This is a genomic window from uncultured Faecalicoccus sp. (genome assembly GCF_944327125.1).
Taxonomy (GTDB): domain Bacteria; phylum Bacillota_I; class Bacilli_A; order Erysipelotrichales; family Erysipelotrichaceae; genus Faecalicoccus.
This window is the reverse complement of sequence record NZ_CALVGO010000015.1, coordinates 1-13,734: the sequence shown is the minus strand read 5'-3', so window position 1 is coordinate 13,734 and position 13,734 is coordinate 1. Positions and strand designations below refer to the sequence as shown.

The following is a 13,734-nucleotide window of genomic DNA, read 5'->3' as shown; positions in this document are numbered from 1 at the left end:
CCTCCTTAATTTATTTTTTCATCGGTCAAAAATATCGTTTCAATTGAATACTGGGATTGAAACACTCGTTTGACATACCCTTCGTAATCCTGATCTTTGATCTCCTGATCGTTCAGATATACTCTTTCGCCAAAGATATCCTTTGTCTGAACTTCCATGCCATCATTGATCTCAGGAACGCAGACAAGATAGTACAAGGTAATAAGCTGATCATCCTGCTGGTAATCCAGCTTATAGATCTGAATCACCCGATCGGTAGAACCGGCATCTTTTGACTTTAAAAACGCTGCATATTCAACCGTACTGTTCCTTAAACTAGCTTCCTGCGCTTCATCGCTGACAAGATTATCCATGAAGATATCTTCTTTTCGATCTTGAATATACGCATTGCCTGCATCCATGATTCTTTGAAGATAGTCCGTATCGATCTGTTCCAAAGAATCATAACGGTCGTTCAGTCCCTCCACTTTGATTTCCCGGGTTGGATGAACCACTTCAAAATGATACCGATTGGCCAGTTCTTCATCATAGCTTGCACTGACGGTTATGATATCTCCATTCGATAAACCGGTATTGGGAGTAACCTCAAAGGTAACCGTATCTAAAAATTCCTGGATTCTTTGATTCAGATCCTCTCCATTGATCTGCACTTCTACCGATGCATTCCTATTTTCTCCGGTATATTCAACATCAAGATCCGAAGTCACATCCACTTCAATCGTTCTTAAAAAGAAAAAATAGGCCATGGAAATCAAAAGGACACACATCAAAGAGATCGATACAAAATAAATCACTTTGTCTTTGATTTTGGCTTCCATAAGCCTATTCTAATCGAAATAAGAAGCGTTTTCCAGTGCTTGATGAATATATTCCATCATGGCCGTATCGCTTTGTTTCTCCAGAATTTCTGCGGCATCCTGTATACAGCACTCCATCATGGCCGTATCCTTTGCCAGATCCGCAAACAGAAATCCCGGCATTCCACTTTGGCGAAAGCCCAAAACATCGCCCGGACCTCTTGTCTTCAAATCGTATTCTGTGATTGAGAAACCATCTGTGCATTGTTCCAACATTCGAAGACGATCCACAGCCGCCTTATCCTGGGTAGAGCTTAACAGAAAACAATGGCCCTGATACGGACTGCGGCCTACTCTTCCTCTTAACTGATGAAGTGTACTCAACCCAAACCGGTGTGCATCATAAATAACCATCCAGGTCGCATTGGGCACATCCACTCCGACCTCGATCACGGTTGTGGTCACCAGGATATCGATTTTATGCATCGCAAAATCATTCATTGTCTTTTCTTTTTCCTCACTGGACATCTGACCGTGCAATAAAGAAATCGAATGATTTTTTAATGTCTTTTTCATCCCTTCATAAATCGAAACGACACTTCGATAATGGGTCTCTTCGTTATCTTGTATGGAAGGACAGATCACATAGCCTTGTCTTCCTTCCTGAAGATATCCCAACACCTCATTTAAAATTGGCGCCATCGTATCGGCTGGGATAAAACGTGTGAGCACCGTTTTTCTTCCCGGCGGCATCGTTTTGATATTGGAAACGCTCAAATCTCCAAACAAGAAATGCGCTGCGGTTCGCGGGATCGGCGTGGCCGACATCATCAAAAGATCCACCGCTTTGCCTTTTTCCAGTAAAGAACGCCGCTGCCGAACCCCAAAGCGTTGTTGCTCATCCACGATGACAAAAGACAAATCCTTGAAATGCACAGTTTCCTGAAACAAGGCATGAGTCCCCACTACGATCAGTATATCCCCTGAATTTAATCCTTCCAGGATCTCTCTTTTTTCTTTAAGACTTAAACTGGCTACATACAAAGAGACCGGAAGGCCTAGTTTTTTTAACGTTTGAAAATGCTGGCGAGCCAGGATCTCGGTCGGTGCCAAAAAACATGCCTGGCTCTTAGAAAGAGCATTCGCAAGCAAACCCACAGCGGCTACCATGGTCTTGCCGCAACCAACATCCCCCTGAACCATACGGAACATGATCTTATTACTTTTTAAATCGCGAAGCACATCGTCGATCGCTTTTCGCTGATCTGCAGTGCATACATAAGGAAAACTTTGAATAAATGCTTCGATCTTTTCCTGATCAAAACTCTTTGAGGACTTAAGCGCGATTCCTTCTTTTTGACGCATTGCCTGCATCACACATTGAAAACAGAGGAACTCTTCATATTTCAATGTGCGAACCGCCTGCTTAAGCTCTTTTTCCGAGCGGGGAAAATGAATGCCATGTAAAACTCTGGCATGATCCATCAAACGATATTTATCGACATAACGTTTGGGTATGACCGTAGGAATATCGCCGGCAAAAGTTAAAGCCTGTTTCATGATGCTTTCCATATCTGAAGCTTTCATTCCTTCACTTAGCGAATAGACAGGACGGATCCCGATTTGTTCTTGAAGCGGTTTAAAGTTGTACTGACTGACCGTAACTTTATAATTTCCCTGGTAGATCCCAAAACAAGTGATCTTTTTCCCATAAGGAAATTGTTTGGCCCATGGGCGATTGAACAAAGTAACTTCGATTTCTTCGTTCCACGTAATCACTTTGAACCGGGTCATCGATCGGTTTTTCCCAAAACGCACCACACTGACATGGGAACAAATCAATCCTTCAAAACTAACCTTCTCTTTTTCTTTCCAATCAGAAAACGGAAGGGCTTGGATCATTTCGTAACGGAAAGGATAACACCTTAGCAGATCTTCGATCGTGTGGATATTTTGTCGCTTTAAAAGATCACTTCTTCTTTTTGTGAGTTTTAGATTTTTCAGTTCCATAATCGATCCATGTTGTTCCTACTTTGACAAGAAAATTACATTCGACGATCATGTACAAAATACCCGTTAAAAATAGAATAAAGATATATACGATCGCCGAAGAGTTCAGACCCACTCCGGCAGCCATGAAAAATGCCAGCATCCAGGAAAGCATCGGATTTCCAAAGACCAGGATGTTGGTCAAGATCGAATACCCGTCAAATCCTGAAGCCATGGAGAATGGTGCACCGATAAGGCTGTCCAAGAAAATAATCATCAATAGAATCAGACAATATCGATTCCATACATCCTTAAATGAATGAAGAAAACGATTCTTGACATAGGATAAGAGTTCCTTGGGCTTGGTCATATTCTGGGCAAGACCCGTAAACATACACAACTGCAGCGGCTGCACCAATACAACCAAAAGAGCACAAACGATCTGATAGATCAAAGAGAGATACCAGATGTCGTTTTCATATACGATCTCATGCAAAGGCAAAAGAAGGCCAAAAGTGAAAACCAGCACCACTCCCTCGATGATCAGAATAGGAAGTATAGTGGGAATTTCAAAAGAAAATGGTTTTTGCCAGATCCTGGTACAGATCCAGTAAAACCCCACGCTGGAAGCCATCCCCAACAAAATCAAAAAGGCATAGCCAAGTACGGCCCAGCCGCCCAGAAATACACTGCCGTAAATATAAAAAATATTATAGAGAACGCTTAAAAAAAAGATCCATCCCATCGGTTTGAACAAGCGTTTGATTTGAATATCGTGCTTCTTTCGTTTCATTTCATTTCCTCCGTGCCTACAGTTTATCAGAATCCTGACAAATCCACAAAGCCTTTGAGTCTTTTGAATGGCCTACTTCCATGGTATGTTCCACAGGAATCTTCATGTTTTGGGACCACTGGACAAGCCAGTTTCGATTGCCTTCTGAATCCAGTTGCGAAAACTGCCCCAGACTCAAAGAACGAATCTCTTCAAAGACGTGCATCAGCTCCAGTTGTTTCAAATAGGAGCGAATCAAAAATAAATTTCCGCTGCGGCTTTCCAGAAATAAATCTTTTCCTTTCCATTCAGGAAAATAGGAAGTGCCGGCCAATTTTAGAAAACAGCGAATGTTTCCGCCAATATAATGCCGTTTCGAATAAAAGATCTCGGAATCTTCTTTTTCGATCCAGGAAAGAATTTCTTCCATTTTCTCATGGCCTTTGATCTGTAGAAGAACGGTAGGTTTATGGAAAGATAGCACATTGAGGACCGGCGTTAAATCGCTGTAGCCGGCAAACCACGCCGGGCTTTTTTCATAAGCCGTTCGATCTAAATAGGGTAATGCTTCAAGAGACAGATTCCCGCCGCTGACATCGAAGATCACATCAAAATCTTCTTGAAACCATCGATTCAGATGCTTAGCCCTCGTGAAACCATCCACATCCTCAAAAAGATAGGGACTGACCAACACCCGATGATGCCGTTCCAATAAAGAGACCAATGCTTGTATTTCGGTTACAGAAACCGGATCTGAGAGACGGCATAAACCAATTTTTTTCAATATGGTTCCCTCCTTTACACAATGAATGAAGATGGTATAATAATACCATCTTAAAGGTTAAGGGAGCATAAGAAAATGGAAAAAATCGCAGTCGTTACCGATACAGGTTCCAATATGTCATTTGAAGAAGCCAAAACATTCGGCATTCATGTGTTGCCTTTACAGATCACATTCGGGCAAGACAGTTATCAGGACAAAGAAGAAATCACGACCGAAGAGATCTATCAGCACTTAAAAAATTTGGAAATGCCAAAAACGAGCATGCCCAGTTATGCCCGTATAGAAGATCTATTCAAAAAATTAAAAGAAGAAGGATATGACACGATCCTGGGTGTCCCTTTGACATCCGGCCTTTCCACAACGGCACAGACCATGGAAAGCATCGCCAGGGATCTGAAGATCCATTTTGTGCTTTTGGATTGTTTCAGCACCTGTCAGATTCAAAAATATATTGCAATCCAAGCCAAAACAATGGCCGAACAGGGGTTTTCTTCAACAGAGATTCTTCAGACATTGAAACCAAGGATTCAAAACGCCAACTCGATCATTCTTGTCAAAGACCTGGATCATCTGAAGCGCGGAGGCCGCCTGACCCCTATGGCAGCCAAGGTCGCTTCTTTATTGAAAATTTTCCCAATCCTTCAAATCAACCAAAACACACAGGGAAAAATCGATATTTTCTCAAAAGTAAGAACCGAATCGAAAGCGTATTCCTTTGCGATGGAGCAAGCAATCCTGCAAATGAAAGATGTCAAAAAGACAAAAGTTTTTTTGATTCATACTGAATACCAGAAAGGCATCGATTTAATGACTGAATCTCTGCTTCAGGCAGGGGTTCCAAAGGAAAACATCACTTATGAAGTGATAAGCAGCGTCATTGCGGTTCATACCGGCATGGGCTGTACCTGCATTCAATTTATAGAGGAGGAAAACGAATGAAAACCATCAAGATCTGCATTACAATGGAAAACGGAAAGGAAATCATTGCACAGCTGTATCCGGAAATTGCACCGATAACAGTCGAAAATTTTGTCTCATTAATAAAAGAGGAATTCTACGATGGGTTGATCTTCCATCGTGTGATCCCGGGCTTTATGATCCAGGGCGGTGACCCGTTGGGAACCGGAATGGGTGGAAGCAAGAACAACATATATGGCGAATTCAAATCCAATGGATTCATCAACAACCTAAAACATGAACGCGGCGTTCTTTCCATGGCAAGAGCCATGAATCCTAATTCTGCCAGTTCACAGTTCTTTATCATGCATCAAAACGCACCACACCTTGATGGCGAATACGCAGCCTTTGGGAAAGTTATCGAAGGCATGGAAGTTGTCGATGATATCGCCAATACTCCGACCAACTTTCAGGATCGTCCTTTAAACGAACAAAGAATGCGCTCCATTCGAATCGTTGAGGAATAAAGTGTGAAAAAAGAAATCAATATTTTGGAGAATTCCCACCTTGTTTTATCTAAACTTTCGCAAGGTATCCTGCTCACGACAAAAGTAAGGAATCAGATCAATACCATGACTATCGGCTGGGGAACGATCGGTATCGAGTGGAGAGAGCCTGTTTTTATCGCTTTTGTCCGTTTAAGCCGTCACACCAAAGAAATGCTGGATGAAGCTGGCGAATTTACGATCAACGTTCCTAATGAACAGACTGACCAGAGCATTCTTGCCTATTGCGGCACACGTTCAGGAAGAGATACCAACAAGATCCAGGACCTTCAACTAACACTGGTAGAATCGGATACCATTCAAACTCCGGGAATCAAAGAACTTCCTTTGACACTGGAATGCAAGATTCTATACAGTCAGGCACAAGATTATGATTTGATGCCGGGATCCGTTCAGAAAAGCATTTATCCTCATGTCGATCCTGAACAGGACAAAACAAGTCAGGATGTTCATACGATGTATATCGCAAAAATTCAAAAAGCCTATATCATTATTTAAAAAGGAGAATCCGGTTTTATCCGATTCTCCTTTTAATTCATCCAAGAAGCCTGTTTAAACTCTTCCACAAAGCATTCCTTTTGTCGATCGTCCATGTGCTGAATCATTTGTACGATGATCTCTTTCCAATCTAAAGGCGTTCGCTTTTCTTCCTGCTCCTGAAGGATCACTGTCAGCAAAATAGCCAGAAGATCTTCTTCCGTTACATCGTTTCTTAAAATCGGAAGCCGTTTAGAATCGCCTAAGCGAAACAAGGTAAAGATCATTTCTTCTTTCACGTTCAAATGTTGAGCGATTTCCTTGACTCGGTCCATCATCTTTTCTAAATCTGTCTCATAATGCATTTTGATTATCCTTTCTTCGATATTATAAATACGGTAAAAATAATCAAAACCGTGACACCAAACTAAATTTTTTCTTTTTTCTTATCGATCCATTGCGTCATCTTATAGACAAAGATAAAGATAACCGGAATGTTTACCAGCACATAGATCAAATGGATCCATTCAAGCTGTTCGATGTAAATACAGAACCATTCCTGTAAAAACGGTATAGTACAAGAAACAACAAAACAAAGAATCATAAATGAAACCAGAACAAAACGTAAGCGCGTCATGGGTTTACATACAGAGATCAATACACACAAGGCATTGCACCCAGCCAATATTGTGCACATCGTAGAAAACTGATCCTGATCAAGGTTCAGGTGAAAAAGAACACCAAAAAGATAAACTCCCAGAACCGCCAGTAAAAGACAGCCTGCTCCCGGAATGGCTCTTAAAAATACCGTTTGAAGAAAGTTTCCTTTTACCCGTTCGTGATTTGGCTCCAAGGTCAGAACAAAGCTGGGAAGCCCTGTCGCAAGTGCCGAGATCAAAGTCAGCTGAATCGGTAAAAACGGATAGCTTCGCAATAAAAATAAAGTCAATATGGAACAGCCAAAAGACAACAACGTCTTGACCAGAAACAAGGAAGCCGTACGCTGAATATTATTGATAACACAACGTCCCTGATTCAATATCGATGGAAGACTGGCAAACTGATTCTCCAACAATACTATGGAGGCGATGTTTTTTGTCGCGTCGCTCCCAGAACCCATGGCAATGGAACAGTCGGCTTCTTTGAGGGCCATTACATCATTGACTCCGTCCCCTGTCATGGCAACCGTGTGTCCTTTTTGTTTGAGCGTACGAATCATATCTCTTTTTTGTTCTGGCGTCACTCTTCCAAAAATCGAGTACTCTTCAATGTTTTTCTCCAAATTTACGGAAGCACTCATATCCAGTGCCTTTCCTTTTACGCCCGCCTGTTTGGCTATGGCTTGTACCGTATGAGCATCGTCTCCGGAAATGATCTTGATATCCACATCCTGTTTATAAAAATAAGACAAAATCTGATGGATATGCTCGCGCAAGACATCCTGGATCAAGATCAATGCCAAAGGCTCATGATTTCCCTGCAGTTCATTTTCGATGGATCCAATCGCTTTGCACAACGTCAACACACGAATTCCCTGTAAAGAATATTGTTCGATCTTCTTCATGATAACAGGATCTTGTTCTTTCACGATAAAAGGATACGCTCCGATAATAAATCCCTCTTCTTCAAATATGACAGCACTGGCCTTGCGGGCACTGGAAAAAGGGATGATCTGTTTTACCGGAACGACTTCAACATCACAGTATTCACGAATCGCCATCGCGGTCGCATTTTCATCCTGCAAAGTGCCAAACATGGAAGATAAGATCTTCTGTATTTCCTGTGTTGTATACGAAGACAAAGATTCTATGCCTGTTACTTTCATTTTTCCCTGGGTGATCGTTCCTGTCTTATCCAGACAAAGAGTATCCACACGGGCAAGAGTCTCAATGCAATACAGCTCCTGAACCAATACCTTCTGCGAAGCCAGACGAAAGGCTCCGATAGCCAGCGCTACGCTGGTCAAAATCACCAGGCCTTCCGGAATCATCCCCACTACAGCTGCAACCATGCTCAATATGGAAGCGTCTAAAGAGGTTCTCGAAATAAAATAAGCTTTCCCAAACAAAAGAAGCCCCGCCGGAATCAGGATCACCGTACTGAATTTAATGATCGCATTAATAGAATCCCGAAGCTGAGAAGGATATTTTTTCTCTCTTTTGGCATGTTTCAAAATGGAATGGGCATAAGTATCTTCTCCCACCTTTATGGCCTGCATCTTCGCGTGGCCGGCTTCTACGTAACTTCCTGAAAAAACCATATCTTCCACTTGTTTTGAAATGGCGTCGCTTTCCCCCGTAAGCAAGGATTCATTGACTTCGGCCATGCCTTCAACGATCTTCCCATCCACGCAGATCTGATCGCCGGATTCCAGAATCACGATGTCATTGACGACGATTTCTTCCGTCATGATTTGCCAGATATTGCCTTCCCTTAAAACTTTCGCTTTCGGCTGATTGAGCAAAGCCAAAGCATCCAGTTTTTTCTTTGACCGGATCTCCTGAACAATGCCAATCAACGCATTGGAGATCACCACGCCCATAAAGAGCATATTTCGATACGATCCCGTCATAAATACCAAAAACGCCAGAAAGAGATTAATGGCATTGAACATGGTAAAGATATTGGTTTGCACAATCTTTTTATACGATTTACTGTACGTTTCTTCGACATGGTTCGGTGTTGAATTTTTTACTTCTTCTAAACTCAATCCATATCGAGGATCTGTATGCTTTATTGGTTTCATCATTCTAAGTATAACAAAAAAAAGATGCAGTTTCTTATTCTGCATCATATTTTCAACAATGGGGTATTGGATAATTTTTCAATGGCCATGGCATAAGAGTCGATTTGCACATTGGTCTCAATGGCCAGCTGTAAAGAAAACATCAAAAGTCTTGTGTCAAACGCCTGAAGATCTTTATCTATAAAAACAGCCGGGTAACTTTCCAATTCCTTCAAAATGGAAGTCACATCTTCTTTTTTTAGACATCGGCTCAAGCCTACGACAACGACATTTTCCTGGGTGATTGCCTTTAAGCCATTTAAAAGCGCAACATAAGGAGTGGACGACATCTGCACCAGCAGCATCTTTGCCAAGGGATGTTTAGAAAGCTCCAAAAGCCATTCTGTCGTACAGCTGACTACGATCTGTTTGCAGTCTTCTTCTTTTTGAAAGATCCGGGTTGCGTTTTCCAGATTCTCATAAGAATCCGTTTCATCCATACAGTCATCAAAAATCAAAGCCGAATATTCCATAAGCGCCCCTCTTTCTTTACTCTAAATCACTGGGAACTGTTATCTTCTTATTAGAGCCATCTCCGATAACAACTTTAACAGGGATGTTTGAATACCATTCTACAAGCTGCGCATCATCGGTCGCAAGCTTTTTTTCTTTTTTTGCCTGATCATGGCAAGATTTGATCAACGACGTAAGAAAACATTGCGGCGTCTGCGCATTATAAAGAACATTGCGATCCAAAGTTGATACCACATAACCGTTTTCAACGATCTTTACCGTATCCGTACAAGGAATCATCAACAAACAGGCTTGTTCTGTCTTTAACGTCTCCTTTAACTGTTCGATCTGTTCTGTTTTTAAAAATGGTCGAGCCCCATCATGAATAAAAACATAAGGATTTTGAACGGCTTGTAAAGCTTCGTAAACACTATCCTGGCGCGTCGCACCGCCAATGATCACCTGGATCCTTGGATCCTCGATGTATTGTTCCATGATTTCTTTTTCTTCTTGCGAACATGTCACAATGATTTGCGCACATTCGTTATCTTTTAAAAAGAGTTCCAAACTATGTTCTAAAATGGTTTTCCCATCAATTTTATAAAAAACTTTATTGTATGAAAGATGGGTACGGCTTCCTTTTCCTGCCGCTAAGATGCATACACTGTATTTCATGGTTTTATTATATCAGAAACTGCGTAAAGAGTTAGAAGATCTGTTATTGAGTCAAAGAAAAGTCAATTGGAGCAGAAAACTTGTCATGACAAACTAAGGAAAAGACTTTTCTTTTTAGACAAGAATCATTTTGGACAAGTCCTCATGCCATGACAAAATGGCCGCGATATATCCAATTTCTACTTTTGGCCATTGCCTATTTAGAATAACAGTTTTATATACATAAATCTATACGATTTTTTTCATTATGTTCTATTTTTTAACTTTTCAATTTTTTAATCTTTAAAAAAAGAGCTGTAACAAATGCTTCGTTTTGACTATCCTAAGCAAATTACAACTCTTTTTTAATTATCTATCAATATTTGAATTACTCGTAATCCGTGATTCCTTCTCCGGTATTCGGGTAGAAATGAGAATAAACCACATCCATCGAGAAAACGATCAATAAGAATATACAAACTACTTTGGTGATCACCGGCTTGATCTTGCGAATCAGATTGTCGAAGACAGGCGCCAGAATATAGATAAATCCCATGCCTCCGATTCCAAAGACCATTAGCCCTTCGGCACAGATCCTTCCATTCAGGTTCAGGAAGTAACCGCTGTAATCCCACCATTTTAATCCAGTATTCATTTCCATGATATAGGAAGTGGAATATTCTAAGATACCGCACACAACAAGGATACATATAAAATTCAACAACGGCTTGGATCGGAATTGTTTCAAAAGGATCAAGATCAAAAGACCACCCGATCCATAGATTGGAAGCCAAGGCCCATGCATGGCCCCTCGATTAACGAAGACCCCATCCGTGATCAAATGCAGACTGACTTCCCAAAGCCATCCAATTCCCGAAAAGATAAAGAACATCAAGATCAAAGACCAGATCGTGTAATTGCGAAGCGGATCCAAGCCGGTAACCAGCGTTCGCTTCTGTTCTTCGGCAATCGGAAACAGGCGCCGTGGATACTGTTTGGCATCCAACACATTCGATACTGCCTGGTAACGCTGATAGATGCGCATATTCTCCTGGTATTCTTTTTCCTTTTTCCCTTCTTTAAAAAGGATCCCGAACCAATTCGCAAAGAAACCTTCGAATCCGTGAAGCTCTGGTTTCTGTACATGACGATCTTTGTATTCCGGATATGTTTTTTCCAGTTCTTCCTTACTAGGAAGTTCAAACAAATACACATCGTTCATCTTGTCGGCATCTTTGATGTTTTTTGCCTTGGCCTCTTCTCTTAATACCGCATACAATTCCGCATACGTACACATCTTGTACGGATTGCTGAAAAAGATGGCCGACAAACCAAAGGTCATGGACGCAAGAACGGTCCATCCCAAGAAAGTCAGACTGATCTTGAAGCATTCCCATTTGTGACCATACATCATTTTTCGGGAAAGCGTAATAGCCTGATTGGCTCCGATATCCGGATTTTCCGCTACGATATAAGGAACCATCAAATAAGAATAGTGTTTGATGACTAGACCGACGATCGTAAACATCCATAACGTCTCATACATGGCCGTCACAAACATGGTGAAGCTTGCCTTGGTCCACTTTTTGACATGGCTTAGGAACATATATCGTTCAAAAGGAACTTTCTCATAGATTCGCGCCTCTAAAAAGAGTCTTCGCAAAATAACGCAGAATACATTCTGGATATAGAACCAGACAAAGAAAAGCAAGAACAATCCCCCAACGATCATGATCAAGATCGCAATGCTTTCAGAACCCACCATGGAATTGATAGCCGCGGCAATCGATACAAAAATAGATCCTGAAGTCACCGAATTGATTACGGATGCCAGCACGCCTCTTGTTCGCCCCAAGATGGGATTATGGTTTTCACTGATCTCTTCTTTTTCAATAGTTTCCGCCGTTTTAGCGCCTTCTGCAATATTATCTTCGACAATATCCTTGAATACCTGGCTGGCCGTCAGCTGAGAAGGAAGCACCGCATTGGAATTGGATTGTTCCTGGATCCCGGTTTCATTTTCTACGCTTAATAAAGTAAAAGTATCGGAAAATTCATCCGCCAGCATTCCGGAGATCATACAAGCTATGATGAGAAAGCCGTAATGGATCTTTAAGACTTTTTTGGCTTTTTTCTTAAGTTCTTTTCGATTGATCATCTTTTGCACCACCTATAATTTTCGCCTTTAATCATATCATAAAAAAATTAAGCTTTCAGATTCTGAAAGCTTAAAATACCAAGTTGAGAATATTTTTCTTATTTCTTTTCGTATTCTTTCTGGGCAGCGGCTTTGAGCTCTTCCTGCGTCATCTTTTTGGTTTCTTTTCCCAGACACAACGCTTCAAAATTATGATAAACATGTTTTGACATAATATTCTTTGTTGGTTTTTCAATCAGTTTTGAAAGAGCTTTGGCAATCAAATGAACACCGGTGTTGATTTCAACATCCATTTCCAAACTCACTTCATTGTCTGACAATTCTTTAAGCTTAAAATAGATAAAATCATGATCGTGTTTTTTGTTGCTGGTGCTTTCGATCTTTACGATTTTTTTCTCTTCATCAAATATAGCCCAATATGTTGATACAGAACCCACATCGTCGTTGATTGCTTCCCATTTTGTCGGAGAAATGACTCGTACTTCTGTACCTGGTTCAACATCTAATTTGGCCGGATCCTGCAAGGCTTTCCATGCCGTTTCCATTGAAAATGGAAATTCTTTAACTGTACTAAATTTCATAGAATAGGTTTCCTTTCCTCTTTTTCTTTACAATAAAAATCAGATCACAAACATGATCTGATCATAAAATTATTCTTTTGCAGAAGTAAACAGCATTACTCCTAATACCATGGCGATGCAGTCCGCAATATTAAAAGTATCCTGAGTGAACTGAAGGTAGATCAAAGAAACTAAACCAACAGCAGCAAAAACAAATCCAATCACTTTTGCGACCGGTTTATTTCCCATAACGGCACAGATACCACCAATCAATGCCAAAAGAGCTACCGCTGCCGATAAAACCGCAACCATCACTTCCTGACTTTCATGTCCTGGTAACAGTCCCTGTACGCTTCCTGTATATGCCATAATCGCTAAGATAGCATAAACAATACCAAACAGAATCATCAAGATTCCTGATACTTTCATAGTAGAATTTGATTTCATATATCCTCCCTGCACAAACGTGCATGTGAATTATACATAATAATAATAATAACAACAAGTGCATTTCTTTAATATTTTAAGATTTCTTAATGTTTTTTCTTTGTAAAGCGCATACATCCGACAAATCTCTAAAAAGGAAGGCCATATACAAGGTACCCGACCTTTTTTCAATCCTAAAAGAGTTATAGGATTAAAGCTTGTTTTCACTCAATTCCATATTGTTCTTTAAACGTTTCATACCGTTGTTCTTTTAGATCTTCGATGCTTTGTTCGCTTGCCTGGTTGGCAAAATGCATCGGGATAAAGGCTGTTGCCAAAATAACGGCACCGCCAATCGCCATGATCATCAGCCAGCGAAGTCCCGATCGAAGCATGAATTTTTCAGTCATGCGGTT

Annotated in this window: 15 protein-coding genes; 3 read left to right on the top strand and 12 right to left on the bottom strand. The window is 40.9% G+C overall.

Translation table 11 applies throughout. The features are described 5' to 3' along the window. Positions 1-5 precede the first annotated feature (5 nt). Genes Q0K03_RS03270 through Q0K03_RS03255 form a run of 4 tightly spaced genes read right to left on the bottom strand, consistent with a single transcriptional unit; the run spans position 6 to position 4,342 of the window. On the bottom strand, positions 6-818 hold the full coding sequence (locus Q0K03_RS03270) for a hypothetical protein (RefSeq protein ID WP_297237679.1): 813 nt from the start codon (positions 816-818) through the stop codon (positions 6-8). 9 nt (positions 819-827) lie between these two features. Beyond that, complete coding sequence (locus tag Q0K03_RS03265) at positions 828-2,807, bottom strand: ATP-dependent DNA helicase RecG (protein WP_297237677.1); 1,980 nt, start codon at positions 2,805-2,807, stop codon at positions 828-830. Then, positions 2,767-3,579, bottom strand: a complete 813-nt coding sequence (locus Q0K03_RS03260) for a hypothetical protein (protein WP_297237675.1) — start codon at positions 3,577-3,579, stop codon at positions 2,767-2,769. The genes Q0K03_RS03265 and Q0K03_RS03260 overlap by 41 nt, the downstream gene beginning before the upstream one ends. Positions 3,580-3,595: 16 nt before the next feature. Then, positions 3,596-4,342, bottom strand: coding sequence for an LD-carboxypeptidase (locus tag Q0K03_RS03255; RefSeq protein WP_297237673.1), 747 nt, complete (start codon positions 4,340-4,342; stop codon positions 3,596-3,598). A 75-nt stretch (positions 4,343-4,417) separates the two neighbouring features. Here Q0K03_RS03255 and Q0K03_RS03250 point away from each other — a divergent pair, with 75 nt between their 5' ends. From Q0K03_RS03250 to Q0K03_RS03240, 3 genes are read left to right on the top strand one after another with little or no spacing between them, the layout of a single operon-like run. Continuing rightward, the gene (locus tag Q0K03_RS03250; RefSeq protein WP_297237671.1) at positions 4,418-5,281 is read left to right on the top strand and encodes a DegV family protein; all 864 of its coding nucleotides are present in this window, start codon (positions 4,418-4,420) and stop codon (positions 5,279-5,281) included. Further along, positions 5,278-5,766, top strand: a complete 489-nt coding sequence (locus tag Q0K03_RS03245; RefSeq protein WP_297237669.1) for a peptidylprolyl isomerase — start codon at positions 5,278-5,280, stop codon at positions 5,764-5,766. Before Q0K03_RS03250 ends, Q0K03_RS03245 begins: the two co-directional genes overlap by 4 nt. 3 nt (positions 5,767-5,769) lie before the next feature. After that, a complete protein-coding gene (locus tag Q0K03_RS03240; RefSeq protein ID WP_297237666.1) occupies positions 5,770-6,303 on the top strand; it encodes a flavin reductase family protein in 534 nt (177 codons plus the stop codon). A 32-nt stretch (positions 6,304-6,335) separates the two neighbouring features. Here the strand turns inward: Q0K03_RS03240 and Q0K03_RS03235 are convergent, their stop codons facing one another. The 8 genes from Q0K03_RS03235 to Q0K03_RS03200 form a co-directional block, all read right to left on the bottom strand. After that, positions 6,336-6,647 (bottom strand): hypothetical protein, encoded by a 312-nt coding sequence (locus Q0K03_RS03235; protein ID WP_297237664.1) that lies wholly within the window; start codon positions 6,645-6,647, stop codon positions 6,336-6,338. 62 nt (positions 6,648-6,709) lie between these two features. Further along, a complete protein-coding gene (locus tag Q0K03_RS03230; RefSeq protein ID WP_297237662.1) occupies positions 6,710-9,028 on the bottom strand; it encodes an HAD-IC family P-type ATPase in 2,319 nt (772 codons plus the stop codon). 44 nt (positions 9,029-9,072) lie between these two features. Next, positions 9,073-9,540, bottom strand: coding sequence for a hypothetical protein (locus Q0K03_RS03225; protein WP_297237660.1), 468 nt, complete (start codon positions 9,538-9,540; stop codon positions 9,073-9,075). A 16-nt stretch (positions 9,541-9,556) separates the two neighbouring features. Beyond that, a complete protein-coding gene (gene ispD / locus Q0K03_RS03220) occupies positions 9,557-10,195 on the bottom strand; it encodes a 2-C-methyl-D-erythritol 4-phosphate cytidylyltransferase (protein ID WP_297237658.1) in 639 nt (212 codons plus the stop codon). A gap of 367 nt (positions 10,196-10,562) precedes the next feature. Next, complete coding sequence (locus Q0K03_RS03215) at positions 10,563-12,332, bottom strand: DUF975 family protein (RefSeq protein ID WP_297237656.1); 1,770 nt, start codon at positions 12,330-12,332, stop codon at positions 10,563-10,565. Positions 12,333-12,430: 98 nt separating this feature from the next. Beyond that, the gene (locus Q0K03_RS03210) at positions 12,431-12,913 is read right to left on the bottom strand and encodes a hypothetical protein (RefSeq protein WP_297237653.1); all 483 of its coding nucleotides are present in this window, start codon (positions 12,911-12,913) and stop codon (positions 12,431-12,433) included. Positions 12,914-12,982: 69 nt separating this feature from the next. Next, complete coding sequence (locus tag Q0K03_RS03205) at positions 12,983-13,321, bottom strand: hypothetical protein (RefSeq protein WP_297237651.1); 339 nt, start codon at positions 13,319-13,321, stop codon at positions 12,983-12,985. Between the two features lie 221 nt (positions 13,322-13,542). Beyond that, positions 13,543-13,734 (bottom strand): hypothetical protein (locus tag Q0K03_RS03200; protein ID WP_297237649.1); only part of this gene is annotated, 192 nt, incomplete at its 5' end.

Bases quoted from the DNA above. Each gene is read 5' to 3' on its own strand.
- Q0K03_RS03270 (WP_297237679.1), bottom strand. From the start codon at position 818: ATGGAAGCCAAAATCAAAGACAAAGTGATTTATTTTGTATCGATCTCT.
- Q0K03_RS03265 (WP_297237677.1), bottom strand. From the start codon at position 2,807: ATGGAACTGAAAAATCTAAAACTCACAAAAAGAAGAAGTGATCTTTTA.
- Q0K03_RS03260 (WP_297237675.1), bottom strand. From the start codon at position 3,579: ATGAAACGAAAGAAGCACGATATTCAAATCAAACGCTTGTTCAAACCG.
- Q0K03_RS03250 (WP_297237671.1), top strand. From the start codon at position 4,418: ATGGAAAAAATCGCAGTCGTTACCGATACAGGTTCCAATATGTCATTT.
- Q0K03_RS03245 (WP_297237669.1), top strand. From the start codon at position 5,278: ATGAAAACCATCAAGATCTGCATTACAATGGAAAACGGAAAGGAAATC.
- Q0K03_RS03235 (WP_297237664.1), bottom strand. From the start codon at position 6,647: ATGCATTATGAGACAGATTTAGAAAAGATGATGGACCGAGTCAAGGAA.
- Q0K03_RS03230 (WP_297237662.1), bottom strand. From the start codon at position 9,028: ATGAAACCAATAAAGCATACAGATCCTCGATATGGATTGAGTTTAGAA.
- Q0K03_RS03225 (WP_297237660.1), bottom strand. From the start codon at position 9,540: ATGGAATATTCGGCTTTGATTTTTGATGACTGTATGGATGAAACGGAT.
- ispD (WP_297237658.1), bottom strand. From the start codon at position 10,195: ATGAAATACAGTGTATGCATCTTAGCGGCAGGAAAAGGAAGCCGTACC.
- Q0K03_RS03215 (WP_297237656.1), bottom strand. From the start codon at position 12,332: ATGATCAATCGAAAAGAACTTAAGAAAAAAGCCAAAAAAGTCTTAAAG.
- Q0K03_RS03210 (WP_297237653.1), bottom strand. From the start codon at position 12,913: ATGAAATTTAGTACAGTTAAAGAATTTCCATTTTCAATGGAAACGGCA.
- Q0K03_RS03205 (WP_297237651.1), bottom strand. From the start codon at position 13,321: ATGAAAGTATCAGGAATCTTGATGATTCTGTTTGGTATTGTTTATGCT.